Source organism: Streptomyces sp. BA2, from assembly GCF_009769735.1.
Taxonomy (GTDB): domain Bacteria; phylum Actinomycetota; class Actinomycetes; order Streptomycetales; family Streptomycetaceae; genus Streptomyces.
On record NZ_WSRO01000002.1, the window covers coordinates 3,032,004 to 3,055,909 of the forward strand.

Annotated in this window: 22 protein-coding genes; 11 read left to right on the forward strand and 11 right to left on the reverse strand. The window is 70.9% G+C overall.

All coding sequences use genetic code 11. From position 1 onward, the window contains the following. Positions 1-69: 69 nt before the first annotated feature. Positions 70-681, reverse strand: coding sequence for a TetR/AcrR family transcriptional regulator (locus E5671_RS16390; protein ID WP_443032631.1), 612 nt, complete (start codon positions 679-681; stop codon positions 70-72). Between the two features lie 88 nt (positions 682-769). Beyond that, the gene (locus tag E5671_RS16395; protein WP_160504722.1) at positions 770-2,362 is read right to left on the reverse strand and encodes an MFS transporter; all 1,593 of its coding nucleotides are present in this window, start codon (positions 2,360-2,362) and stop codon (positions 770-772) included. Positions 2,363-2,518: 156 nt separating this feature from the next. Here E5671_RS16395 and panB point away from each other — a divergent pair, with 156 nt between their 5' ends. The 3 genes from panB (at position 2,519) to E5671_RS16410 (ending at position 5,468) form a co-directional block, all read left to right on the forward strand. Continuing rightward, positions 2,519-3,409: a 3-methyl-2-oxobutanoate hydroxymethyltransferase gene (gene panB / locus E5671_RS16400; RefSeq protein ID WP_160504723.1), complete on the forward strand. Its 891-nt coding sequence runs from the start codon at positions 2,519-2,521 to the stop codon at positions 3,407-3,409. A 215-nt stretch (positions 3,410-3,624) separates the two neighbouring features. Then, complete coding sequence (locus tag E5671_RS16405) at positions 3,625-4,644, forward strand: ATP-binding cassette domain-containing protein (protein ID WP_160504724.1); 1,020 nt, start codon at positions 3,625-3,627, stop codon at positions 4,642-4,644. After that, positions 4,641-5,468 (forward strand): ABC transporter permease, encoded by an 828-nt coding sequence (locus E5671_RS16410; protein ID WP_160504725.1) that lies wholly within the window; start codon positions 4,641-4,643, stop codon positions 5,466-5,468. The genes E5671_RS16405 and E5671_RS16410 overlap by 4 nt, the downstream gene beginning before the upstream one ends. Before the next feature lie 41 nt (positions 5,469-5,509). On the opposite strand, the gene E5671_RS16415 is transcribed toward E5671_RS16410, so the two are convergent. Together E5671_RS16415 and E5671_RS16420 are read right to left on the reverse strand one after the other, a co-directional pair. Next, entirely contained in the window at positions 5,510-8,824 is a 3,315-nt protein-coding gene (locus tag E5671_RS16415; RefSeq protein ID WP_160504726.1) for an AfsR/SARP family transcriptional regulator, read from the reverse strand. Positions 8,825-9,029: 205 nt separating this feature from the next. Continuing rightward, positions 9,030-9,395, reverse strand: coding sequence for a DUF6578 domain-containing protein (locus E5671_RS16420; RefSeq protein WP_160504727.1), 366 nt, complete (start codon positions 9,393-9,395; stop codon positions 9,030-9,032). A 107-nt stretch (positions 9,396-9,502) separates the two neighbouring features. Between E5671_RS16420 and E5671_RS16425 the strand changes: the two genes are divergently transcribed. Next, entirely contained in the window at positions 9,503-10,306 is an 804-nt protein-coding gene (locus E5671_RS16425) for a site-2 protease family protein (protein WP_160504728.1), read from the forward strand. Here the strand turns inward: E5671_RS16425 and E5671_RS16430 are convergent. The 3 genes from E5671_RS16430 to E5671_RS16440 all read right to left on the reverse strand — a co-directional run bounded on the left by E5671_RS16430 (position 10,296) and on the right by E5671_RS16440 (position 12,421). Continuing rightward, on the reverse strand, positions 10,296-10,487 hold the full coding sequence (locus E5671_RS16430; protein WP_160504729.1) for a hypothetical protein: 192 nt from the start codon (positions 10,485-10,487) through the stop codon (positions 10,296-10,298). The two genes, E5671_RS16425 and E5671_RS16430, sit on opposite strands and share 11 nt — an antisense overlap. A gap of 115 nt (positions 10,488-10,602) precedes the next feature. Further along, positions 10,603-11,307, reverse strand: a complete 705-nt coding sequence (gene npdG / locus E5671_RS16435; protein WP_160504730.1) for an NADPH-dependent F420 reductase — start codon at positions 11,305-11,307, stop codon at positions 10,603-10,605. 37 nt (positions 11,308-11,344) lie between these two features. After that, positions 11,345-12,421, reverse strand: a complete 1,077-nt coding sequence (locus tag E5671_RS16440) for a sialidase family protein (protein WP_160504731.1) — start codon at positions 12,419-12,421, stop codon at positions 11,345-11,347. 78 nt (positions 12,422-12,499) lie between these two features. Here E5671_RS16440 and E5671_RS16445 point away from each other — a divergent pair, with 78 nt between their 5' ends. Beyond that, positions 12,500-13,114, forward strand: coding sequence for a hypothetical protein (locus E5671_RS16445; protein WP_160504732.1), 615 nt, complete (start codon positions 12,500-12,502; stop codon positions 13,112-13,114). A 262-nt stretch (positions 13,115-13,376) separates the two neighbouring features. Here E5671_RS16445 and E5671_RS16450 read toward each other — a convergent pair whose 3' ends face one another. Next, on the reverse strand, positions 13,377-13,610 hold the full coding sequence (locus tag E5671_RS16450; RefSeq protein WP_160504733.1) for a hypothetical protein: 234 nt from the start codon (positions 13,608-13,610) through the stop codon (positions 13,377-13,379). Between the two features lie 57 nt (positions 13,611-13,667). Between E5671_RS16450 and map the strand changes: the two genes are divergently transcribed. Further along, positions 13,668-14,525, forward strand: a complete 858-nt coding sequence (gene map, locus E5671_RS16455; protein WP_160504734.1) for a type I methionyl aminopeptidase — start codon at positions 13,668-13,670, stop codon at positions 14,523-14,525. Positions 14,526-14,675: 150 nt separating this feature from the next. Continuing rightward, entirely contained in the window at positions 14,676-15,332 is a 657-nt protein-coding gene (locus tag E5671_RS16460) for a biliverdin-producing heme oxygenase (RefSeq protein WP_160504735.1), read from the forward strand. 234 nt (positions 15,333-15,566) lie between these two features. Here the strand turns inward: E5671_RS16460 and E5671_RS16465 are convergent, their stop codons facing one another. From E5671_RS16465 to E5671_RS16475, 3 genes are all read right to left on the reverse strand, one after another. Continuing rightward, on the reverse strand, positions 15,567-16,226 hold the full coding sequence (locus tag E5671_RS16465; RefSeq protein ID WP_160504736.1) for a PhzF family phenazine biosynthesis protein: 660 nt from the start codon (positions 16,224-16,226) through the stop codon (positions 15,567-15,569). Positions 16,227-16,251: 25 nt separating this feature from the next. Further along, positions 16,252-17,730, reverse strand: coding sequence for an HtaA domain-containing protein (locus tag E5671_RS16470; protein WP_160504737.1), 1,479 nt, complete (start codon positions 17,728-17,730; stop codon positions 16,252-16,254). 93 nt (positions 17,731-17,823) lie between these two features. Further along, a complete protein-coding gene (locus E5671_RS16475; protein WP_160504738.1) occupies positions 17,824-19,293 on the reverse strand; it encodes an HtaA domain-containing protein in 1,470 nt (489 codons plus the stop codon). A gap of 150 nt (positions 19,294-19,443) precedes the next feature. On the opposite strand from E5671_RS16475, the gene E5671_RS16480 reads away from it, so the two are divergent. From E5671_RS16480 to efeO, 4 genes are all read left to right on the forward strand, one after another. Next, positions 19,444-20,466 carry an ABC transporter substrate-binding protein gene (locus tag E5671_RS16480; RefSeq protein WP_160504739.1) on the forward strand — a complete coding sequence of 341 codons (1,023 nt, stop codon included), beginning with the start codon at positions 19,444-19,446 and terminating at the stop codon, positions 20,464-20,466. A gap of 5 nt (positions 20,467-20,471) precedes the next feature. After that, positions 20,472-21,560, forward strand: coding sequence for a FecCD family ABC transporter permease (locus E5671_RS16485; protein ID WP_202121986.1), 1,089 nt, complete (start codon positions 20,472-20,474; stop codon positions 21,558-21,560). Next, positions 21,557-22,402, forward strand: a complete 846-nt coding sequence (locus E5671_RS16490) for a heme ABC transporter ATP-binding protein (RefSeq protein ID WP_160504741.1) — start codon at positions 21,557-21,559, stop codon at positions 22,400-22,402. Before E5671_RS16485 ends, E5671_RS16490 begins: the two co-directional genes overlap by 4 nt. A gap of 305 nt (positions 22,403-22,707) precedes the next feature. Next, entirely contained in the window at positions 22,708-23,871 is a 1,164-nt protein-coding gene (gene efeO / locus E5671_RS16495; protein WP_160504742.1) for an iron uptake system protein EfeO, read from the forward strand. Positions 23,872-23,906 lie beyond the last annotated feature (35 nt).

The window sequence follows — 23,906 nt, forward strand, 5'->3', positions numbered from 1 at the left end:
ACGAGCGGGGCGACGCGGCGGGTTCCGCATCTCCCCGCACAACGGGCCGCTGTGACGAAACGCGCACATTCACCCCGTGGGCCGCAGCGGGGGCCGCAGCCCCGCGAGCACGGTGTCCACGATCCGCTCGGCGAGGTCGTCGTCGAGCGGCGCGTCGGAGCGCAGGACGGTACGCGCGAGCATGGGTCCGACGATGAGGTCGTTGGCCAGCAGCAGGTCGACGTCCGCGCGCAGTTCGCCGTTCTCGACGCCCCGGCGCAGCACGTCGAGCATGACGCGGCGCTGCGGCTCGATGACGATCTGCTGGTAGGCGTCCCACAGCTTCGGCAGGCTCTTCGCCTGCGCGAAGACGTTGTGCAGCAGCGCGGATGACCGCAGGTTCACGCCGCGTCTGCGCACGTGGTCGAGGAGAGTGGTGAGATCGCCGCGCATGGATTCCCCGGCCAGCTCGGGCGGTGGGTCGTCCAGGCTGCGCATGACGTCGACGAAGAGTTCCTCCTTGCCGCTCCAGCGGCGGTAGATGGTGGCCTTGCCCACGCCCGCCGTGCGGGCGATCCGCTCGATGGAGAGATCGGTGAGGGGCACACCGTCCTCGATCATCTTCAGGACGCCCTCGACGATCGACCGCTCCACGGCCTCGCTGCGGGGGCGCCCCCGGACGCCTTTGGCGATGCTGGCCACATCAACTCCGTCTCTCGTCGTCCGGCGCTCTGCCAGGCCCGATTGTCCCTGCCGGGACTCGCGGCGCGGCCGACACCCCACGCCCCGGTCAGTGCCCCGCGCCCACGGGGTCGACCTCCGGCCGCTGTGCCTCCGGCTCCTGGGGCGCGCGGCCCGGCAGGAACAGGGCGACGACCACGACGCCGATCAGGGCTACGCCCGCGCCGCAGAGCGCGGTGATGTGCATGGCGTGCAGGAAGGAGTCGTGGGCCGCGGTCACCAGCGGTTCGCCGCGCGGGCCGAGCTCGGCGGCGACGCCGAGGGTGGCCTCGATGGACTCGCCCGCGGTGTGCCGTACGTCGGCGGGCAGCACCGTGAGCTTGTCCTCGACGCCGCTGCGGTAGGCCGCGGAGAGCACGGAGCCGAGCACCGCGATGCCCAGGGCGCCGCCGACCTGCCGGAAGGTGTTGCTCAGGGCGGAGGCGGAGCCCGCCTTCTCGCGGGGCAGCGCCTGCATGATGACGACGCTGGCGGGCGTCATGATGTGCGCCATGCCGGTGCCCATCAGGAAGAAGATGACCTCCAGGATCCAGATCGGCGTATCGGCCTCCAGGGTCGTGAAGGCGGCGAGCATCGCGGCCAGGAGCAGCAGCCCGCCCGTGCACACGGCGCGTACACCGAAACGGTCCACGACGAGACGGGCGCGCGGCGCGAAGATGAGCTGCGCCGCGGCGAGCGGCAGCATCAACAGGCCGGTCTGCAGCGGTGAGTAGCCGCGCACGCTCTGCGTGTAGAAGACCGCGAAGAACGTCACGCCCATCAGCGCGAAGAAGACGAGCGCGAGGGAGCTGATAGCCGCCGAGAAGACGCGGTTCTTGAAGTACGAGATGTCGATGGACGGATGGTCGCTGCGCTTCTCGTACAGCACGAAGCCGACGAGTACGGCGAGGCCCAGGGCGACGGTCCCGAGGACGGCGGGGTCGGTGAAGTCGGCCAGCTGGCCGCCCTTGATGATGCCGTAGACGAGCAGGACGAGGCCGACGACGGACAGGGCCACGCCGACCAGGTCGATCCGGCCCGGCTTCGGGTCGCGGGATTCGGGCACGAGCCAGATCATCAGGCCGATCGCGACGATCACGATCGGCACGTTCACCAGGAAGACCGAGCCCCACCAGAAGTGGTCGAGGAGTACGCCGCCGGTGATGGGCCCGATCGCGATGGCGAGGCCGACGCCGCCCGCCCAGATGCCGATGGCCTTGGGCTGTTCGTCGCGCTCGAAGACGTTCATCAGGACGGCGAGGGTGGCGGGCATCACGAAGGCGGCGCCGAGGCCCATCACCGCGCGGAACAGGATGAGTTGGACGGGTGAGCCGGATTCGGCGGCGAGGGCGGAGCCGATGCCGAAGACGGCGAGGCCCGCGATCAGTATCTTCTTGCGGCCGAGCCGGTCGCCGAGCAGGCCCGCCGTGAAGAGCAGCCCGGCGAAGACCAGGGTGTAGGAGTTGATGGCCCACTCCAGGTCGCCCTGGGTGGCGCCGAGGCCCGTGGGCTCCGGGGTCGAGATCGTCTTGATGGCGACGTTCAGGATCGAGTTGTCGAGCACCACGATCAGCAGGCTCAGCATCAGGACGCCGAGGATCGCCCACCGGCGCCGGTGGACGGCTTCCGGTATGCGTGGGGTGGTGACGGCGGGAGTAGACATGGCTCCCACACTAAAGGCATTTCGATACGACACCGTCTCGTATTGTAAAGACTTTACCGAAGAGCCCACTAGCCGACGGGCGGCGCGCGGTGCCACCATGGAAGTGATCCGGGGACGCCGTCAGGGCGCCTCGAGATAAGAGAAGGAGCCGTTGCGATGACGCAACTTTCGGCTGCCCAGAACCAGCCTGCGGGTCCCGCCGCGAGCCAGTCCACCGACAGCAGCAAGGCGCTGTACGGAGGCAAGAGCACCCGCCGCATCACCGTGCGGGACATCGCCGCCGCCAAGGAGCGGGGCGAGAAGTGGCCCATGCTCACCGCGTACGACGCGATGACCGCGTCCGTCTTCGACGAGGCCGGCATCCCCGTGATGCTGGTCGGCGACTCGGCGGGCAACTGCCACCTCGGGTACGAGACGACCGTGCCCGTCACCCTCGACGAGATGACCATGCTCTCCGCGGCCGTCGTACGGGGCACGTCGCGTGCCCTGATCGTCGGCGACCTGCCCTTCGGGTCGTACCAGGAAGGCCCGGTCCAGGCCCTTCGCTCGGCGACGCGCCTGGTGAAGGAGGCCGGGGTCGGCGCGGTGAAGCTGGAGGGCGGCGAACGCTCGCTCCCCCAGACCGAGCTGCTCGTCTCCTCCGGCATCCCCGTCATGTCCCACCTCGGCCTCACGCCGCAGTCCGTGAACACCATGGGCTACCGCGTCCAGGGCCGCGGCGACGAGGCGGCGCACCGCCTTCTGAGCGATGCCAAGGCCGCGCAGGACGCGGGCGCGTTCGCGGTGGTCCTCGAACTGGTTCCCGCGGAGCTGGCGGCCGAGGTCACCCGCTCCCTGCACATCCCGACGGTCGGGATCGGAGCGGGCGCGGCGTGCGACGCGCAGGTCCTTGTCTGGACGGACATGCTGGGCCTGACCGGCGGCAAGATGCCGCGCTTCGTGAAGCAGTACGCGGACCTGCGGGGCGTGATGAGTGGCGCGGCCAAGGCGTTCGCGGAGGATGTGGTGGGCGGCGCGTTTCCCTCCGGGGAGCATGCGGTCCACTAGTACCGCGAGGCGGTTCCTCACCGCCGTATGAGCCATAGCGGCACCACCGGCAGCCCGTCGAACTTCCCCCGTCGACGGGCTGTCCGTTTCCCTGCGGGCCGGCGCGGGCTTTTTTGTCCGCCGCTTCGCGGCGATGTCTCTCGCCCACCCACCCGTTACCCCGCGTGTAGGAAGGCTGTCGGTGGTTTGTCGGTGGGGGCTGACACTCTTGCGGCATGACGCGAATCAACAACACCCCCGGCGGCGCCGGAAGCGCCGTCACCGTGAGGGGACTGGTCAAGCACTACGGCGAGACCAAAGCACTGGACGGCGTGGACGTCGACGTACGCGAGGGCACCGTCCTCGGCGTGCTCGGCCCGAACGGCGCCGGCAAGACCACCCTCGTACGCTGCCTCTCCACCCTCGTCGTCCCGGACTCGGGCTCGGCCTTCGTGGCCGGGTACGACGTCGTGAAGCAGCCCCGCCAGCTCCGCCGGGTCATAGGCCTCACCGGCCAGTACGCCTCCGTGGACGAGAAGCTCTCCGGGCGCGAGAACCTCTACATGATCGGGCGGCTCCTCGACCTCTCCCGCAAGGAGGCCAGGTCGAGGGCCGACGCCCTCCTTGAGCGGTTCTCCCTCACCGACGCGGCGGGCCGGCCCGCCAAGACGTACTCCGGCGGCATGCGCCGCCGCCTCGACCTCGCGGCGTCGATGATCGGCAGCCCCTCGGTCCTCTACCTGGACGAGCCGACCACCGGCCTCGACCCCCGCACCCGCAACGAGGTGTGGGCCGAGGTCAAGCGGATGGTCACCGACGGCGTCACCGTGCTGCTCACCACGCAGTACATGGAGGAGGCCGAGCAGCTCGCATCCGAGCTGACCGTCATCGACCGCGGCAAGGTCATCGCCAACGGCGGCATCGACGAGCTGAAGGCGAAGGTCGGCGGCCGCACCCTGCGCATCCGCCCGGCCGACCCGCTGGAGCTGCGCCCGCTGGCCGGCGCGCTCGACGACATGGGCCTGACCGGCCTCGCGAGTTCGACGGTGGACGCCGAGTCCGGCACGGTCCTCGTGCCGATCCTCAGCGACGAGCAGCTCACCGCCGTGGTCGGCGCGGTCACCGCGCGCGGCATCACGATCGGCTCGATAGCCACCGAACTGCCCAGCCTGGACGAGGTGTTCCTCTCCATCACCGGCCAGAAGGCCAGCGCCCCGCAGGACGCCCGCCCCGAACTCGAGGAGGTTGCCGTATGAGCAGCACCACTCTCACGCCGCCCCTCCACGAGGGAGAGGCCGACGCCCGCATAGGCCTTCGCGACCACGTGCGCCACACCAGCGCCCTGGTCCGCCGCAATCTGCTCTGGATCCGCCAGGACCCGGAGTCGATGCTCGACGCGATCCTGATGCCGATCATCTTCACGCTCCTGTTCGTGTACGTCTTCGGCGGCTCCATCGGGCAGGCGCTCGGCGGCGGTCAGGACGCGTACGTGCAGTACGTGGTGCCGGGCATGATGGCGATGATGAGCATGAACATCGCCATGGCCGTCGGCACCGGCTTCAACCAGGACTTCCAGAACGGCATCATGGACCGCTTCCGCACCCTGCCGATCGGCCAGGGCTCGGTGCTCTTCGCCAAGATCGTGGTGGAGCTGATGCGGCTGCTCCTCGCGACGACGGTCATGATGATCGTCGGTGTCCTGGTGGGATTCGACATCACCAACTGGGGCGGCCTGCTTGCCGCCGTGGGCCTGTCCGCGCTCTTCGGCACGTCCATCATGTGGATCTTCCTGGTCCTCGGCGTCGCGATGAAGAGCGCCCAGTCCGTGCAGGCGATGGGCTTCCTGGTCCTGATGCCGCTGCAGTTCGGTTCGTCGATCTTCGCGCCGACGCAGTCGATGCCGGGCTGGCTGCAGGCCTTCACCGACTACAACCCGCTGTCGTCGCTCGCGGACTCCGCGCGTGGCCTGATGGTGGGCGGCCCGGTCGCCCACGACATCTGGGTGACGGTCGGCTGGTCGGCGGTGCTCACCCTGGTGATGGCGCCGATCGCGATTCACAAGTTCCGCACGAAGAGCTGATTCCGCACGGAGTGCTGAGCGCGGATCCAACGGACAGCGGGCTAGCCGATGTACGTGTCACAGAGGGCGGCGGCCTCCTCCACGGAGAGGCTGCCGCCTTCCGCGTACGCGGCCTCGTACGCGGTGTCGCCCAGTGCCCCGCGTGCCGACTCCTCGGCGGCCGTGCGGATTTCGCGCTCAGCGGCGGGCGCGAAGTGGCCGGGCGGCAGCTCACGGTCGGCGACCGCGATCAGCCGCGCCGCGTCATGGGCGTACCGGCCACCGTCGAGGGCGGCCAGGGCGCGGGCGGCTGTGGTGAGGTGGACCGAGGTCATCTGCGGGGCCATCATCTTGCTGAGCGGGTCGAGGGACTTGTCGAGCGCGGCGCGCGACGTGGCGAGGGCCTCGGCATGACGGCCCTCCACGGCGCTGATCCAGGCCTCCGCGCCCAGCATGAAGCCCTCGAAGATGACGAAGTCGACGGCCTTGAACTCTTCCCGGAGCAGCCGGAGTTGTTCCCGCGCCTCGACGGTGCGGCCGGTGCGGGTGAGCAGGTCGACGAGGAAGAAGCGGGCGGCGGGCAGGGACTCGCTGGAGTTCGCGGCGGCCTTGCCGTCGCGCTCCATGACCGACCAGAGCAGTTCCTCGCCCCGGGCCAGTTCGCCCGCCTCGGCGAGCACCGCGCCGAGCCGCGCCGTGAGCACGCTCACCTGCGCGGGGGCGCCGAGCCGCTCCGCGTGCTCGATGGCGGCGCCGAAGTCCTCGGCGGCCAGGGTGAACCGGCCGCGCCGCTCATGGGCCTCGCCGCGCGAGGAGAGCGCCTCGGCCATGCCCCACACATCGCCGAGCCGGGTGAAGATCTCCAGGGACTCGTCGGCGTCACGGCGGGCGTCGCCCGCCCGGTCGGCGCGGTTGGCGAGGATGTTGGCGCGCTGCTGCAAGGACGCGGCGAGCTCCCAGTCGTACCCCCGCTCGCGGCAGGTGGCGATGGTCGCGTCGATGATGACGTGCAGCTGGTCGATGTCCCCGTCGAGCAGCACAGCGAAGAACCACAGGCTCCCCGGCGACCAGCAGGTCTGCGGAAGACCCGGCCGGTAGGCCTCCCTGATGCCCGCGAGTTTCTCGGCGGCCTCGGGTGTCTGCCAGACCTCCAGGTTCATGTCCATGCAGGAGAGCTGGATGAGGTGGACACCGCGCCGCGCCTCTTCAAGCACCTCGGGGCGCATGGGCGGCGGGTTGTCCGTGCAGCGTTCGTAGAGCGGTTCCACCGGGGTGACGGGGCGCACGAAGGGGTCGGGGCCGAGGGCGACGACATCGCGCGACCAGTTGCGGATCTCGATGCGCAGGTCACGGATCGTCCAGAACCAGGAGAGCGAGAGGACGAGGCAGAGCGCCTCCTGCTCCTCCCCGGCGGCGACGGCGTGCCGCAGGGCGGTGCGCAGATTCTCGTACTCGACCTCGAGCCGTTCGACGGCCTCCCGCTGTCCGCCGCCCCGCAGCCGTGGTTCGGTCAGCCGGGCCAGCTCACGGAAGTACACCAGGTGGGCCCGTTCGGCGGCGGCGCGGTCACCGGCCTCGTCGAGCCGCTCCCTCGCGTACTCGCCGACGGTTTCGAGCTGTCGGTAGCGCATGACGCCTTGCGGCGAAGGGGCGGCGACGACAAGGGACTTGTCGACGAGGGAGCCGAGCACGTCGGCGACGTCGGGCGACTCGGCAGGCGCCCCGCACACCGCTTCGGCGGCGGCCAGGTCGCAGCCGCCCGCGAAGACGGAGAGGCGGCGCAGGACGGTGCGTTCGGGGGTGTCGAGGAGGTCCCAGGACCAGTCGACGACCGCGCGCAGCGTCTGCTGGCGGGGCAGGACCGTGCGGGCGCCGTTCGTCAGGAGGCGGAAGCGGTCGTCGAGGCGGTCGGCGATCTGACGGGGGGTGAGCATGCGCAGGCGGGCCGCGGCCAGTTCGATGGCCAGCGGCAGGCCGTCGAGGCGCCGGCAAATCTCCGCTGCAGCCGCCCGGTCGTCCTCGATACGGAAGTCAGGCCGCGCCGCCGCGCCGCGGTCCGCGAGCAGGCGCAGCGCGATCGGCTCCGGCAACGGCTCCACGGGGTGCAGCAACTCCCCCGGTACGCCGAGGGGTTCACGGCTCGTGGCGAGGACCGTGAGGCCGGGGCAGTGGGCGAGCAGCCGGTCCGCGAGGCGGGCCGCGGCGTCGATGACATGCTCGCAGTTGTCGAGGATCAGGAGCATGCGGCGTGGCGCGCAGTGCTCGGTGAGGCGGACGACGGGGTCGTCGCCGTGCCATTCCGACACCGCCCGCAGCTCTTCGGCGCCCGCGCCGCGCAGCACCGTCTCGCGGGCGCCGAGCGCGGTGAGGACCGCCTCGGGCACGGCGTCCGGGTCCTCGACCGGCGCGAGCTCGGCCAGCCATACGCCGTCGGGCACGCCACCGGCGTGGGCCTCGGCGGCCTCCTGCGAGAGCCGCGTCTTCCCGGCGCCGCCGGGCCCGAGCAGCGTGACGAGGCGGGCCCGCGCCAGGTCGCCCCGGATGGCGTCGATGTCGTCCTCGCGGCCGACGAAGGAGGTGAGCCTGGCCCGCAGGTTGCCCTGCGGTCTCTGTGCCGTGCGGGTCCTTGCGGGAGGCGCCTTCGGGGCGTCGGCGTGCAGCAACTCCTCGTGGAGGGCGCGGAGTTCGGGTCCTGGGTCGGCGCCGATGCGGTCCGCGATGAGGCGGCGTACTCCGTCGTACGCGGCGAGCGCCTGCGCCGGGCGGCCCGCGTCGCGCAGCGCCCGCAGCCGCAGGGCCTGGAGCGGCTCGTCGAGGGGGTGGCTTTCGCACAGGGCGGCGAGCTCGGGCAGCACCTGCTCGGCCCGGCCGAGGGCGAGGGCCGCGGCCAGCCTGGCGCGGCGGGCTTCGAGGCGGCGGGACTCCCACCGGGCCGCCTCCGCCGTGCGGTCCGGGAGGTCGGCGAGCGCGGGGCCCTGCCAGAGGGCCAGCGCGTCGTCCAGGATGGCCGCCGCCTTGGCGGCGTCGCTGTCGGCGAGGGCGTTCGTCCCCTCGGTGGCGAGGCGGTCGAAGCGGTAGAGGTCGATGTCGTCCGGCGCGGCGCACAGCTGGTAGCCGCCGTCGGTGGAGGTGATCGCCCCGGCGCCGATGGCCCGGCGCAGGCGGCCCACCAGGGCCTGCAGCGCGCCGGTCGCGTCGGCGGGCGGATCGCCGTGCCACACCTCGTCGACGAGCGCCTGGGCCGGGACGGTCCGGGGGACGCGGAGGGCGAGGATCGTCAGGAGGGCGCGCAGCCTCGGGCCGCCGACGGCGATGAGGGTGCCGTCGGCGTGGACTGCCTGGGTGGTGCCGAGAATGCGGTAGCGCACGGGGTCCATTGTCTCTGGTGGCGGTGAGGAGCGGTGCAGGGCGCTGCCCTGGGCAGGCGCACCTCGATCACCGTCCGGTGCCGGGGGCGCTCTTCGGCGTCATCGGGCTGCGTTCCGGTGTGCCTGTGCCCACGAAGAAGGAAACTGCCGGTCCCGGCTTCGATCGCTGGGCAGGCCGCTGTCCTCCCGGTCCGCGGATCAGGAAAGACGCCGGTCACTCGGCATCATCCGGTACGTCGAGCGAAACCAGCACCCCCACCTCCCGCCGGAAGTACCCCTGCTCCCGGCTCCCCTCCACCGGGTCCACGAACCACTTCGGGCAGCTCTCCACCGGGCGGAGCCACTCCTCGCCCTTCACCGGCTCGAAGGTGTCCGTGCCGGCCGCCCGCGCGAAGCCCCACGTCACCATCTGGACCGACCGCACCCGCCCCACGGTGTCCGGCCCTTCCTCCCCGTGCCGCTCCACGGAGTACAGCTGCGGCCCGCCGCCCAGCTGCCACGCCACCTCGTCCCCCACGGAGAACGGTGTCCCGCAGCACTCCATCTGCCAGTCCTCGTACATCACGTTCCACAGCGCCATGCCCCCACCCTCCCCGGAACTCCCCACGGAGTGCGAGACGTTTTCTCCGTACGCCGGGGTACGGTCCCGTACGACAACCGGCCCGCCACCTCCAGGAGCCCCGCCCCATGACCACCGCTCCCACCCGACGCAGCGACCGGCGGATCAGCCCCGTCTTCCTCGGGATCGCCGCCGTCACCGCGGTCTCCGGCTGGGCCGCATGGACCGGATTCGCGGACAATCCGGGGCTGGCGGTCTTCCTCTTCGTGACGGCGGCCTGGATCGTCTCGCTCTGTCTGCACGAGTACGCGCACGCGCGCACCGCCCTGCACAGCGGCGACATCTCCGTCGGCGCGAAGGGCTATCTGACCCTCAACCCGCTGAAGTACACGCACGCGCTGCTCAGCATCGTGCTTCCGGTGCTCTTCGTGATCCTGGGCGGCATCGGCCTGCCCGGCGGCGCCGTCTTCATCGAGCGGGGCCGCATCAGGGGCAAGTGGAAGCACAGTCTGATCTCGGCTGCGGGGCCGCTCACGAACGTGCTCTTCGCGGTCGTCTGCACCGCGCCTTTCTGGCTCGACTCGCTCTCCGGCGTCCCGGACACCTTCCGGTTCGCGCTCGCGTTCCTTGCCCTGCTCCAGGTGACGGCCGCGATCCTGAACTCGTTGCCCATCCCGGGCCTGGACGGGTACGGCGTCATCGAGCCCTGGCTGTCGCACAAGATCCGCCGCCAGGTGGAGCCGTTCGCGCCGTTCGGCCTGATCGCCGTCTTCGGCATCCTGTGGATCCCCGAGGTCAACGGCGCCTTCTTCGACGCGATCGACGCGATCCTGCGCGGCCTCGGAGTCACCGATCTGGAGACGTACTGCGGCCAGGACTTCTACCGCTTCTGGGACGGCGACACGAGCCAGTACTGCACGCTCAACCCGTAGCGGTGCGCGCGGCGTCCCGCTCGGCCTTCGCGCGACGCAGGTAGTACCACGCCATGTTCGAGGAGAGTCCGGCCAGCAGCACCCAGATGGCGCCGATCCAGTAGCCCTGGACGAAGGAGACCACGGCCGCGACGACGGCGAGGGCGCAGACCGTGAGGGCGTAGAGAGCGAGGCGGGGCATGGGGGTCGGCTCCTGTCGGGGGTCGGTCCGGGTGGTTCGGCTGTCGGTCCGGATGCTGAGCGGGCCTCCGTACGAAACGGCGCCCGCACCCAGTGTCCCCCATGCCCGCTACGCCCTAGACGTCGGTCACGCGCAGTCCCGCGTGCGCCTTGTAGCGCCGGTTCACGGAGATCAGGTTGGCCACGAGGGACTCGACCTGGTGCGCGTTGCGCAGCCGTCCGGCGAAGACGCCCCGCATGCCGGGGATCCGCGCGGCGAGCGCCTGGACGAGGTCCGTGTCGGCGCGGACCTCGCCGAGCACCATCACGTCGGTGTCGATCTCCTCGACGGCCGGGTCCTGGAGCAGGACCGCCGACAGGTGGTGGAAGGCGGCCGTGACCCGGGAGTCCGGAAGGAGGGCGGCGGCCTGCTCGGCGGCGCTGCCCTCCTCGGGCTTCAGGGCGTAGGCGCCCTTCTTGTCGAAGCCGAGCGGGTTCACGCAGTCGATGACGAGCTTGCCGCTCAGTTCCTCACGCAGCGCCTCCAGAGTCTTGCCGTGCCCGTCCCACGGCACGGCGACGATCACGATGTCGCTGCGCCGCGCGCACTCCGCGTTCTCGGCGCCCTCGACGCCGAGGCCGAGCTCGTCGGCGGCGGTCCGCGCGCGCTCGGCGGCACGGGAGCCGATGATCACCTTCTGGCCGGCGCGGGCCAGGCGGTAGGCGAGGCCGCGGCCCTGGTCACCGGTGCCGCCGAGCACGCCGACGACGAGCCCGGAGACGTCGGGCAGCTCCCAGGGATCCTTGGCGGGAGCCTTCTGCACACTGTCGTTAGAGGTCATGCGGCCGACCTTACTCACCGCCCGTCCCGCGCCCGAGTCAGGCCAGCGCGGCCACCGGTATCCGCCGGAACGTGATGGTCTCGTACGCGCTGAAGTCTCCCGTCTCGTAGAGGAGTCCGACGGTCTCGTCGTCGACGCGGACGAGGTCGGAGTACGCGGCGGGCAGCCCGTCCACGGTGTACGCGTCCTGCCACGTGGTGCCTGAGTCCCGGCTGCGGCGCACCGTCATCAGGGCGCGGAAGCCGGGGTCGGCGGGCCCGGAGAACAGCAGCACGTCCGGCGTACGCAGCTGCAGCACGCTGCACTCGACGACGGGACCGACGAGACCGGCCTGCGGCCGGAAGGGCTTGACGAGACTCCGGCCGCCGTCGAGGGAGTGGGCGTCGGCGCGGGTGCCGGGGGCCGGGGAGTCGTTGCGGGTGTTGAAGTAGAGCCGCCCGTCGGGGAGTTCGGCCGCGGTGGTCTCGTTCACGTTCACGTAGCCGTTGGTGTTGTCGTCGACGTAGCCGATGCGCCAGGTCTGGCCGAGGTCGTCGCTGAGCAGGCAGTGGCCGCCGTTGTACTTGCCCTCGGTGCCGTTGTCCGTCCCGGTGGGCGGCAGGGAGTGGTTGGCGGGTACGACGACCCGGCCCGATGCGGTCTGCACGGCGTGCCCGGGGGTGGTGGCGTACCACCGCCAACTCGTCTTCTTCACCTGCGAGGTGATCTCCCTGGCGGCCGACCAGGTCAGCCCGTCGTCGTCGCTGTGCCGCACCCAGATCCGCCGCCCGTTCGCGGCGGACACCTTGCCGCGGCGGATGGCGTCCTCGGTCGCGGCGGCGGCGTTGCGGACGTGGACGAGGAGGATCCGTCCGGTGGTGAGGACGACGGGGGCGGGGTTGCCCGCGAGGTCGGCGCCGTTCTGGACGACGACCTGGAGCGGGCCCCAGGTGCGGCCGCCGTCGCTGGACCGCTTCAGTACGACGTCGATGTTGCCGAAGTCCTCCTGCGAGCCGACCCTCCCCTCGCAGAAGGCCAGCAGGGTGCCGGAGGCGGTGCGGACGACGGCGGGGATCCGGAAGCTCGCGTAGCCCTCGCGTCCGGCGCGGAAGGGAACAGTTGTCTCATCAGCCATCCCCGGTCAGTCCCACCCCGGGCGAATTCCCGGTGAACTCCGCCTGACGACTCGCCCGTTGAGGCAGGATGCGACCCCATGGACGCCGTACGGGTAGCGCTGCTGCGCGAAGTGCTCGCGGGAACCGAGTGGGTGGGCGCGACGCGCCGCTTCGCGGGGACGCTGCGTTCCTCGGTCGTGCCGCACGGCGGGGGTCTCCTCCTCGTGGGCACTCAGGAGTACGAGCCGTGGCATCTGGCCGCGCATCTCGTGGACGAGGCGGCGTGGTCCGGGACGCCGGAACTGACGCCGACGCTCGTACGCCACCGGGTGCGGGACGGCGATCCCGTGCACCTTTCGACCGGGCTCGGCCGGATCGAGGCGGCGAGGCGGGGAGAGACCCTGCTGGTGGTGGCGCCGGACACGCCCGCTCCGCCGCCGGGGGCGGACCTCCTTGAGCGGGTCCACGACGCCCGCGCGGCGGGCGCGACGGTACTGTCCCTGGGTCCGGGGCACGGTGATCTGCGGGCCATGGCCCACGAAGCCCTGCCGGTGCCGGAGTCGCCCGACATCGACCTGGACATGGTCCAGCACCTGGTGAGCGCGGCGGCGGGCGAGAACTCGCTCCCGGCGGCGCGAGGTCGCCGACGGCTTCGTGACCGGTTGTCCCGCCTGGCCGACCAGCTGACGGCGCCGCCACCGGCGCGGTGGTGAGGCTTCTGGCGGGGGCGCCTTCTGCGGTGAACCCTGAGCCGCCGCTGCGCGGCGGATGTCTCCCGCCCACCCACCCGTTTGCCCTGCGGGGTAATCGGGTGGGTGGGCGGGAAAGATCCGCCGCGCAGCGGCGGCTCAGTTCCCACGGTGCTGGCGGCGGGCGTCGGGCGGCCTCGCGCGCGTGGCCTCGGTCGCCGCTCTGACGGCGGTACTGCCGAAGCTGCTGTCCACCGCGGGGTGACGGGCCGTCCCGGCGGCGGGGTCAGGCCTTGCCCCCCTCGCCCCGGGCGTCCTTGTCATGCCACTTCGGGTCGGTCTCCCACTCCAGGTTCCGCTCGGCGGCGGTCTCCATCGCCCGCTGGGCCTCCTCCCGGGAGGCGTACGGCCCGAAGCGGTCCTTGCCCGGACAGTCGGGGCCCTCCTCGACCTTCTTGTGCTCCAGGCAGTAGAACCACTCGCCCGGTTTACCGACGGTCCGCTTCTTGAACAGTGGCATGGTCTGCTCCTCTCTCTCCGCCATGCTGCCCCACCACCGCTGGTTAGACTCGCTTGCATGTCTGGCCAGTCACTGCTCGTACCAGGGGAGCTCTCTCCCATCCGCCCCGTTCCGGGAAACATCAGGCGCCCGGAGTACGTGGGGAAACCCGCGCCCACCCCGTACACCGGGCCCGAGGTGCAGACCCCCGAGACCATCGAGCTGATGCGCACCGCGGGCCGTATCGCTGCCCGCGCGATGGCCGAGGCCGCCAAGCACATCGCGCCCGGGGTGACCACCGACGAGCTGGACCGCGTCGCCCACGAGTACATGTGCGACCACGGCGCCTACCCCTCCACGCTCGGCTACCGCGGCTTCAAGAAGTCGCTGTGCACCTCCGTCAACGAGGTCATCTGCCACGGCATCCCGGACTCCACCGTCCTGGGCGACGGCGACATCATCAACCTCGACGTGACCGCGTACATCGGCGGGGTGCACGGCGACAACAACGCCACGTACCTGGTCGGGGACGTCGACGAGGAGTCCACCCTGCTCGTGGAGCGGACCCGCGAGTCCCTCGACCGCGCCATCAAGGCGGTCAAGCCCGGCCGCCAGATCAACATCATCGGCCGCGTCATCGAGTCGTACGCCAAGCGCTTCGGCTACGGCGTCGTCCGCGACTTCACCGGCCACGGCATCAACACGTCCTTCCACTCCGGCCTGATCGTCCCGCACTACGACAGCCCGCACGCGACGACCACCATCCAGCCCGGCATGACGTTCACGATCGAGCCGATGCTGACCCTCGGCACGTACGAGTACGACATGTGGGAGGACGGCTGGACCGTGGTGACGAAGGACCGCAAGCGGACCGCGCAGTTCGAGCACACGCTCGTGGTGACGGACAGCGGGGCGGAGATCCTTACGCTTCCCTGAGCTCTGAGCGGGTAGCGTTTTTACCGACAGGACGTCGGGAACCAGTTGACTTAGGTAAGCCTAACTTGGATGATCGGTAGCGGTCGCACTGGTTCCCGCCTTTCGTCGGCTCTTCGCGTTCCTCGCTTTCTTCGGCTTCGGAGGTCCCTCATGGATCCGTTCTCCACGGTCATCCGCACCGCGTCGCACGAGCAGCACACGGAGGCGGAGACCTCGACGTTCATGAGCGACCTGCTCGGCGGCAGGCTCGGCGTCGACGCGTACGCGCGCTACACGGAACAGCTGTGGTTCGTGTACCGCGCCCTGGAGGAGGGCGCGGAGGCCCTGAAGGGCGATCCGGTCGCGGGACCGTTCATACAGCCCGAGCTGCTGCGCGTCGCGGAGCTGGAGCGGGACCTCACGCATCTGCGGGGCGCGGGCTGGAAGTCTTCCGCCGCTCCCCTGCCGGCCACGGCGGCGTACGCGGCGCGGGTCGCGGAGTGCGCGCGGGAGTGGCCCGGCGGTTATGTCGCCCACCACTACACCCGCTACCTCGGCGATCTCTCCGGCGGCCAGATCATCCGCGGCAAGGCGGAGCAGACGTGGGGGTTCGCCCGGAAGGGCGACGGTGTCCGGTTCTACGTCTTCGAGGGCATCGCCAACCCGGCCGCGTTCAAGCGGGGCTATCGGGAGCTGCTGGACGGGCTGGGGGAAGTGGTCCCGGATGAGCTGGAGAGGCAGCGGATCGTGGACGAGTGCAAGCGCGCTTTCGCTTTGAATACGGGGGTTTTCCGTGAGCTGGGGGAGGAGTTCCCGCTGTCGGCGTAGGGCGTCCCTGCGGGCCCCCGAAACTGGGGGCTCCGCCCCCAGACCCCCGCTCCTCAAACGCCGGAGGGGCTATTTTTCCCGCCCACCCACCCGATTGCCCCGCAGCTGATTTTCCAGCCCGTCCGGCGTTTGAGGACGAACTCGGCGGAGCCGGTGATGACGGCAACCAAGGCCCTCGCGCCAGCGAGTTTTCGGGAAGGGGCGGGGTTGGGGAAAAGACCGCCGGAGGCAACCTCAGCCCCTCGCGAGCCGCACCCGTCCCCCCACCTCAATCACCCCACCCGGCGCCGGCGCCGTAAGGATCTGCGAGCCACGCCCCTGCGTGATGTTGAGCGCACGGCCAAGACGCTCCGTCAGGAGCAGCGCCGCCGCCCCCGTGGCCTCGTCCTCCCGGATGCCGTCGTCCCGCCCAGGAAAGCCCCGCGCACGGACCCGCCCCGCCGCCTCGTCCTCCCACGCCCACGCGTACACCCACTCCCCTGGCGGGGGCACCGCGAGGGCGTCCACCTCGGCCGGGGTTCCGTACGGACGAAGGACGCGACCCGGCGCCCAATCCGCCCGCGCAGCGATCCAGCTGAACTCCCCGTCCTGGCGGGCCTCCACGACCCCCGCGGGCGTGACCAGTTCAGGGACGTCGAGGAGCCAGGACGTACCTACGCAGGGGTGCCCGGCGAAGGGCAGCCGCAGCGTAGGGGTGTAGATGTCGATGACCCCGCGCTCGGGGTCATCCACGAACACCGTCTCGCTGAAGCCGAGCTTCGCCGCGACCTCCTGCCGCTCACCACGCCCAGGGACGCGGGCCCCGTCCCGCACGACACCCAGCTCATTGCCGTGCCGACCGTCGGGCCCGCAGAACACCCGGAGTACATCGAGACCGTCAGGCAGTTGCGTCATCCCGGCATTCAAGCACCCCGGGGTTTCAGGAGGAGGCCCGGCGGCGAGCCACGTACACCGCCCCGGCGCCCGCTGCGGCGATCGCCCCCGCGGCCCCGAGCAGCGCACCCGTCGGCACCGACGAACCGGTGGACGCCAGCGAGCCCCCCGTACCGCCGCCGACCGAGCCGCCTCCGCCGAGGTCGGAAGAACCCCCGCCGGTGGAACCGGAGTCGGTCGAGCCGCCCGTCGAGCCGCCCGTCGATCCGCCGCTGCCACCCGGCAGTTCCGCGCCTTCGGCGACGGAGAGCGCCACCGTCACGGGGTCGATCGCGTCGCCCTCCTTGTAGCCGGACGGCGCGTCCTCGCTCTCGAACTGCTTCGCGCCCGCCGCGGTGAACGCCGCCGGCACCTTGTCGAGGACGACGACGTCGTCCTTCGCCGCGTACGACGCCTTGGAGAGGTCGAGCGTCGCGAACTTCACGTCGCTGTTGGTGCCCTTGGGCGTGGTGACGTCCACGGTCAGCGTGCCCTTGGTGCCGTCAGCCGCCACCTTGATGTCGCTGAACTTCATGTCGATGCCGTGCGCCTTGTACTGGAAGCGGACGGCGCCGCCGAAGGACGCGTTCAGCTTCTTCGCGTCGCTGTCCACGTCGCCCTTGGCGTACGGGAAGTCGTAGCCGTTGTCGTTCTTCTCGGCGCCGCCGGAGAGCGTGGCGCCGCCGCCGGACTCGATGTAGCGGCGGAAGCTCTCCTTCACGCCCCAGGCGAGCGAGCCGTCGTGGACCTTGCCCGCCTCCTCCGAAGGCGCGGGCTTCGAGGTGGACGACGTGGGAGCGGGAGTGGGCGAGGCCGTCGTCGAACCGGACGGCGTGGGAGTCGCCGTCGGCTTCGGCGTCGGGGTCGAGGTCGGCTTACCCGTGGGCGTCGGGGTGGGCGTCGGCGACGGGGTGCCCGTCGGAGGCGTCTTCTGCGCGACCGTCAGCGGGTCGCCGTCCGCGCCGGTATAGCGGCCACCGCCGCCGAGCGCCTCGTCCGCCTCCTTCGTCAGTTTGGTCTTCATGTCGGTCATGGTGCGTGTGACGGTGACATCGGCGAGGGGCACGTCGTCCTTGGGCGTACCGCCGTCTCTGGTGACGTCGGCGGTGATCTTCGCCTTCGCGCTGTCGAAGCGGACGTCCGCGAGCTTGACGTCGAAGCCGTGCAGCTTGGAGGTGAAGTTCACGCTCCCCTTGAAGGCCAGGTCTACGGTGTGCTTCTCGGAATCGTAGGTCCCCGCACCATCGACGAAGCTCAACGGGCCGTTGTCCGCGGCCTGTTCGGCACCGTCAGCGACAGTGATCTTCCCTGCCGCCATACCGGTCACGTAGCTGCGGTAGCTCTCCTTGACGCCCCACGTCAGCCGGTAGTCCTTCAGCGGCACTTCGGCCGCGGACGCGGGGACGGCCGCCAGGACGGTGGCACCGAGCGCCACAGCGGTGGCGGCTGCTGCGGCGAGGGCTATCGGGCGGCGAATGGCTGCCATGGTCAGTGGTCTCCTTGAACTGAGGCGAAGTGAAGTGCTGTGCAGAGCAGTGCGATGCTGTGCTGTGCAGTGCAGTAGTGCTGTGCGGCGACGTCAGGTCTGGTCGGCGCCGCGCCGTTTGCGTACGACTCCGAACGTGACCGCCGCTGCGAGCAGCACCGCCACGCCCGCCCCGACACCGATCGGCACGGCGGGCGACGAGGAGTCGGACGAGTCGGCGGCGTTCTCGGTCTTCGGCTCGGCGGGCTTCTTCGCCTGCGGTGTCGGGCTCGCGGACGAGCCGAGGTCCGGCAGGGCGGGCAGCTTCGCCTCGGCGTCGAGGGCGACGGCGAGAGAGAGCGGGTCCATCTCGGAGCCCGCCTTGTACATGCCGCCGAACGCCTTGGCACCGTCAGCGGTGAGCTTCGACGGCACTTCGGTGAGGGAGACGAGCCCGTCCTTCGGCTTCAGCTCCTTGGCCGCGAAGGTGATCAGCGGGGCCTTCTTCAGCGTGACGCCCTTGTCGCCCTTGCTTTTCGAGCCCTTGCTTTTCGAGCCCTTGCTTTTCGAGCCCTTGCTGTCGACGTCGGCGAAGAGCGTGCCCTTGCCGTCCTCCTTCACCTCGACGGCGACCTTGCTCAGGGCGAGGTCGAGGCCGTGCTCGCCGGTGAAGCGCACCGTGCCCGCGAAGTCCGCGTCGAGGGTCTGCTTCTTCTTGTCGTACGTCCCCTCGCCCTGCGGGAAGCGGAAGAGCGCGCCGCCGTCCTGGGCCCCGGCGGACAGTTTCCATTCACCCTTGGCGATGGAGCCGGTGACGTACTCGCGGAAGGTGCGGCGCACGCCCCAGTCGACGGCGGCGTCCTCGATCCGGCCGGTCTTCACCTCCGCCTTCTTCCCGGACTCCGAGGGCTTCGGCGAGGGCTTCTTCGACGGCTTGCCGGAGCCGGGCTTCGCCGCGAGGTCCGTGGACAGGCTCACCCGGTCGAGCTCGGTGCCCGCCGTGTAGTACCCGGCGAAGGCCTTCGCTCCCTGGGAAGTGAGCGTGGCGGGGAGGTTGTTGAGGGCGATCGGTCCTGAGCCGCCCTTCATGTCGATGCCGGACATGCCGAGGGTCGCGAGCGGCACCTGGGCGGTGGATGTGACCTTGCCCGTGCCCTTCTCCTTGCTGACCATGTCGGCGTAGAGCGTGCCGGAGCCGCCGGAGATCTTGACGGTGGGGCGGCTGATGGTGAGGTCGAGCTCGTACGAGCCGCCCTTCTTGTGGCCGAGGAAGTGCACCCCGCCGGAGAACCCGGCGCTGAAGGCCCCGCTGTCCGGGTCGTACGAGCCCTTCGCCGAGTGGAAGCGGAACTGGCTGCCGCCGACCGTGGCGGCGCCGCCCCGCAGCGTCGAACTCCCCTGGGCGATGGGCCCGGTGACGTAGCTCTGGAAGGAGGATTTGATGCCCCAGTCGAGCCGTCCGCCCTGGACCGTGCGGTCATCGGCGTGCGCGGCGGCCGCGGGAAGCAGTGCTCCGACGAGTGCGGTGAGCACGGCCACGGCTCCGGCGCGGGCGATGGCTCGCGCCTGTCTTGACGACGACATGGGACCCCTCCGGGTGTGGCTAATGAGGTAAGGCTAACCTAAACTACGATCACTCGGGCTGGAACCCCCATCCCGGCCACCCGGGCACCAGGTACCTCACAGCACCTTCGACAGCAGACCTTCAACAGCACGACAGGACGGTGGACTTCGGTGCATAGGCCGCGCTCACTCCGTATCGCCGGCGCGTGGACCGCCGTCCTCGCCCTGGCCCTCACGGGCTGTGGATCATCGTCGGACGGCGGTGGCGACACATCGCCGAAGACGAAGGCAGCAGCCTCAGCGCCCGACCGGGTCGAACCGCTGAAGTCCCGCCCCTCCCCCGCGCTCCCCGCCACCGTCACATCGGCCGACGGCAAGAAGGTCACCGTCGAGGACACCAGCCGGATCATGCCGCTCACCGGCAGCCTGAACGAGATCGTCTTCACGCTCGGCCTCGGCAAGAACGTCGTGGCCCGCGACATCACCGCCACCTTCGAGCAGGCGAAGAAGCTGCCGGTGGTGACACGTGCGCACGACGTCTCGGCGGAGAGCGTCCTCTCCCTGAAGCCGACGGTCGTCCTCGCGGACACCACGACGGGGCCCGCGGAGGCCATCGATCAGATACGTGACGCGGGCATCCCGCTGGTCGTGTTCGACCCGGCGAAGGGCCTCGACGACGTGGGCCCCCGGATCGACGCGGTGGCCAGGACGCTGGGGGTCGAGAAGTCGGGCGACGAGCTCAAGTCCCGTACGCGGGAACGCATCGCGAAGGTGCGGGGGTCCCTCCCGGCGGCCGCCCGCGCCGAGAAGCCCCGTGTCGCCTTCCTCTACCTGCGCGGCTCCGCGTCCGTCTATCTGCTCGGCGGTCGCGAGTCCGGCGCCGGTTCGCTCCTGGAGGCGGCGGGCGCGGTCGACGCGGGCAAGGCATCGGGGCTGAAGAAGGACTTCACGGCGATCACCAGCGAGGCGCTCGCCAAGGCGGCGCCCGACGCGATCCTGGTCATGTCCAAGGGGCTCGAATCCGTGGACGGCGTGGACGGTCTTCTCAAGATCCCGGGGGTCGCCGAGACCCCGGCCGGGCTCGACCGCCGCATCGTCTCGATCGACGACGGAGTGCTCCTGAACTACGGGCCGCGTACGGACCAGGTCCTGAAGTCCCTGGTGGAGCAGTTGTACGGGGGCGCTCAGAAGTGACCGTCCTGACCAAGGCGGCGGACGCCGGACCAGCCGCCTCAGAGCCGCCGGCCTCCCGGAGACGCAGGCGGGGCACGGCCGCCACCCTGACCATCGGGCTCACCGCCGCCCTCGTCCTCCTGTGTCTCCTCTCCGCGGGCGTCGGCGCGTACGACATCCCGCTCGGGGACGTCCTCAGTTCCGTGCGGCACCGGATCGGGCTCGGCGGGAGCGCGCTCGACCGCGTCGGCGAGAGCGTCCTGTGGAACGTGCGGCTGCCGCGCGTGACGCTCGCGCTGCTCGTCGGCGGGTCGCTCGGCTGCGCGGGGGCGCTCATGCAGGGGGTGTTCGGCAATCCGCTCGCCGAGCCCGGCGTCATCGGGATCTCCGCGGGCGCGGCCGTCGGCGCGGTGGCGTCGATCGCGCTCGGTCTCAGCTTCTTCGGGAACTGGACCGTGACGGTCTGCGCGTTCGTCGCAGGGCTCGCCACCGTCCTTCTCGTGTACGTCCTTTCGCGCAACGGCGGGCGTACGGAGGTCGTCACGCTCATCCTCACCGGGATCGCCGTGAACGCGTTCGCGGGGGCGCTGATCGGGCTCTGCATCTTCTTCGCGGACAACGCGCAGATCACCCAGATCACGTTCTGGCAGCTCGGCTCGCTCGCGGGGGCGACATGGCCGAAGGTGCTCGCCGTGGTGCCATGCGCGGTGGCCGGTCTTGCCGTGGCGCCGCTGTACGCACGCAAGTTGGACCTGCTCGCGCTCGGCGAGCGGCCCGCGCGGCACCTCGGGGTCGACGTCGAGCGGCTGCGGCTCGTGCTTGTCCTTGTGGTGGCGCTGCTGACCGCCGCCGCCGTGGCCGTCGCCGGGATCATCACGTTCGTCGGCCTGCTCGTCCCTCACCTGCTGCGGATGGCGGCGGGCCCCGGCCACCGCTTCCTCGTGCCGGGCAGTGCGCTGGGCGGGGCGGTCGTGCTTGTCGGCGCGGATCTCGCGGCGCGGACGGTGGCGGCTCCCGCGGAGCTGCCGCTGGGGGTGCTCACCGCGCTCTTCGGGAGCCCGTTCTTCTTCTGGCTGCTGCGCAGGACTCGTCGTAAGCAAGGGGGTTGGGCATGATCGGGCGGATTGCGGAGCGGCTGTTCTCCTCCGGGGGCGGGCGCGTCCTGCCGGGTCCCGTCTCTCCCGGCGAGGTGCTCGCCGAGGCGTCGGGGCTGCGGGTGCGGCTGGGTGGGCGCGAGGTGCTTGCGGGGGTGTCCCTCACCGCGCGGGCGGGTGAGGTGCTCGCTCTTGTGGGGCCCAACGGGGCGGGGAAGTCGACGTTGCTGGCTGCGCTGGCCGCCGATGTTCCGTTGGAGGCGGGGGCCGTGCGGGTCTGCGGGCGCCCTGCCGCGGAGTGGCCCGCCCGTGAACTCGCCCTGCGGCGGGCGGTGTTGCCCCAGTCCGCGGCGCTCTCCTTCCCCTTCGCGGTCGAGGATGTCGTACGGATGGGGCGTGCGCCCTGGGCCGGGACGGCGCTGGAGGAGGACGACGACCGTGTCGTGCGGGAGGCGATGGCCGCGACGGAGGTCGGCGAGTTCGCCGCCCGGTCCTTCTCGGCGCTGAGCGGGGGTGAGCGGGCGCGGGTCGCGCTGGCGCGGGTGCTGGCTCAGCGGACGCCGCTTCTGCTGCTCGACGAGCCGACCGCGGCGCTCGACCTCCGCCACCAGGAGCTGGTCCTGCGGATCTGCCGGGAGCGGGCCGCTGCGGGGGACGCGGTGGTGGTGGTGCTGCATGACCTGGGGTTGGCGGCGGCGTATGCGGATCGGGTGGCGGTGTTGCGGGGCGGGGGTGTGGCCGCGGAGGGGGCTCCGGCCGGGGTCTTCACGGGCCCTCTCCTCAGCGAGGTCTACCGGCAACCGGTGGAGGTGTTTCCGCATCCCCGCACGGGGGCTCCGCTGGTCACGCCGGTCCGTGCCTGAACCGCCGCTTCGCGGCGGATCTTTCCCGCCCACCCACCCCGTCCGCAGGTATTTCAGCCCGTCCGGCGTTTGAGGACGAACTCGGCGGAGCCGGTGATGACGGTCACCAAGGCCCCCGCGCCAGAGCGGGTTTTCGGGAAGGGGCGGGGTTGGGGAAAGAATCCGCCCCCCGACCGTTGAGAGGTGAATCACGGAACGGCCGGGTATCGACCAGGTAAGGGTCGGTTAAGTTAGGTCCGCCTCACCGGCGTGCCGGAATCGTCACCAGCATGCCGGAATCGTCCGTGACCCCTCTTGGAGCCCCTATGCGCCCCGCCCGCCTCCCCGCCGCCACCGCCATAGCCGCAGTGGCAGCTCTCACCGCCGTCACGGGCTGCACCGAGAAGAGCGACGCCAAGGGCGGCGGCAACACCGTCGAGGTGACCGCCACCGACGACAAGTGCGAGGTCTCGAAGACGAAGCTCAGCTCGGGGCACGTCGAGCTGGCCATCGAGAACAAGGGCTCCAAGGTCACCGAGGTCTACCTCCTCTTCCCCGACGACCGCATCGTCAGCGAGCGCGAGAACATCGGCCCCGGCACGAAGCAGAAGCTCACCGCCGAGGTGAAGTCCGGTTCGTACCAGATCGCCTGCAAGCCCGGCATGAAGGGCGACGGCATCCGCCAGAAGATCAGCGTCAGCGGCGGCAAGGCCGTCAAGCGCGACCCGCGCCTGGACAAGGCCGTCGCCGACTACCGCGCCTACGCGCAGGAGCAGGCCGACGCGACGCTCCCCAAGGTGAAGCTCTTCACCGACGCCGTCCGCAAGGGCGACATCGAGGCCGCCAAGAAGACGTACGCCAACTCCCGCATCGGCTGGGAGCGCACCGAGCCGGTCGCCGAGTCCTTCGGTGACATCGACCCGAAGGTCGACCTGCGCGAGGACGGCCTGGAGGAGGACCAGGACCTGGAGAAGGACTGGACGGGCTGGCACCGCCTGGAGCGCTCCCTGTGGCAGGACAAGAAGCTCGGTGAGCGTGACAAGGAGCTCGCCACTCTGCTGGACAAGGACCTCAAGGACTGGCAGAAGCGCGTCGGCAAGGCCGAGATCACCCCGACCTCGATGGCCAACGGCGCCAAGGAGCTCCTCGACGAGGTCGCCACCGGCAAGGTCACCGGCGAGGAGGAGCGCTACTCGCACACCGACCTCGTCGACTTCAAGGCGAACGTCGAGGGCGCCGAGAAGGCGTACGGCCTGCTGAAGTCGGTCGCGTCGGAGAACGACCCGGCGCTCACCAAGGAGCTCGACAAGCAGTTCGCGGCCCTGGACAAGCTGCTCGGCAAGTACCGCGAGGGCGGCGGCAAGGACTCGTACGAGTTCACGTCGTACGACAAGGTCGGCAAGGCGGACCGCAAGGGACTCCAGGACGGCGTCAACGCGCTCGCCGAGCCGCTGTCGAAGCTGGCCGCAGCTGTCGTGAGCAGCAAGTAGCGGGCAAGTAGCGGTAAGGGGGCCACAACCATGGC

Bases quoted from the DNA above. Each gene is read 5' to 3' on its own strand.
- E5671_RS16395 (WP_160504722.1), bottom strand. From the start codon at position 2,362: ATGTCTACTCCCGCCGTCACCACCCCACGCATACCGGAAGCCGTCCAC.
- panB (WP_160504723.1), top strand. From the start codon at position 2,519: ATGACGCAACTTTCGGCTGCCCAGAACCAGCCTGCGGGTCCCGCCGCG.
- E5671_RS16405 (WP_160504724.1), top strand. From the start codon at position 3,625: ATGACGCGAATCAACAACACCCCCGGCGGCGCCGGAAGCGCCGTCACC.
- E5671_RS16410 (WP_160504725.1), top strand. From the start codon at position 4,641: ATGAGCAGCACCACTCTCACGCCGCCCCTCCACGAGGGAGAGGCCGAC.
- E5671_RS16415 (WP_160504726.1), bottom strand. From the start codon at position 8,824: ATGGACCCCGTGCGCTACCGCATTCTCGGCACCACCCAGGCAGTCCAC.
- E5671_RS16420 (WP_160504727.1), bottom strand. From the start codon at position 9,395: ATGGCGCTGTGGAACGTGATGTACGAGGACTGGCAGATGGAGTGCTGC.
- E5671_RS16425 (WP_160504728.1), top strand. From the start codon at position 9,503: ATGACCACCGCTCCCACCCGACGCAGCGACCGGCGGATCAGCCCCGTC.
- E5671_RS16430 (WP_160504729.1), bottom strand. From the start codon at position 10,487: ATGCCCCGCCTCGCTCTCTACGCCCTCACGGTCTGCGCCCTCGCCGTC.
- npdG (WP_160504730.1), bottom strand. From the start codon at position 11,307: ATGACCTCTAACGACAGTGTGCAGAAGGCTCCCGCCAAGGATCCCTGG.
- E5671_RS16440 (WP_160504731.1), bottom strand. From the start codon at position 12,421: ATGGCTGATGAGACAACTGTTCCCTTCCGCGCCGGACGCGAGGGCTAC.
- E5671_RS16445 (WP_160504732.1), top strand. From the start codon at position 12,500: ATGGACGCCGTACGGGTAGCGCTGCTGCGCGAAGTGCTCGCGGGAACC.
- E5671_RS16450 (WP_160504733.1), bottom strand. From the start codon at position 13,610: ATGCCACTGTTCAAGAAGCGGACCGTCGGTAAACCGGGCGAGTGGTTC.
- map (WP_160504734.1), top strand. From the start codon at position 13,668: ATGTCTGGCCAGTCACTGCTCGTACCAGGGGAGCTCTCTCCCATCCGC.
- E5671_RS16460 (WP_160504735.1), top strand. From the start codon at position 14,676: ATGGATCCGTTCTCCACGGTCATCCGCACCGCGTCGCACGAGCAGCAC.
- E5671_RS16465 (WP_160504736.1), bottom strand. From the start codon at position 16,226: ATGACGCAACTGCCTGACGGTCTCGATGTACTCCGGGTGTTCTGCGGG.
- E5671_RS16470 (WP_160504737.1), bottom strand. From the start codon at position 17,730: ATGGCAGCCATTCGCCGCCCGATAGCCCTCGCCGCAGCAGCCGCCACC.
- E5671_RS16475 (WP_160504738.1), bottom strand. From the start codon at position 19,293: ATGTCGTCGTCAAGACAGGCGCGAGCCATCGCCCGCGCCGGAGCCGTG.
- E5671_RS16490 (WP_160504741.1), top strand. From the start codon at position 21,557: ATGATCGGGCGGATTGCGGAGCGGCTGTTCTCCTCCGGGGGCGGGCGC.
- efeO (WP_160504742.1), top strand. From the start codon at position 22,708: ATGCGCCCCGCCCGCCTCCCCGCCGCCACCGCCATAGCCGCAGTGGCA.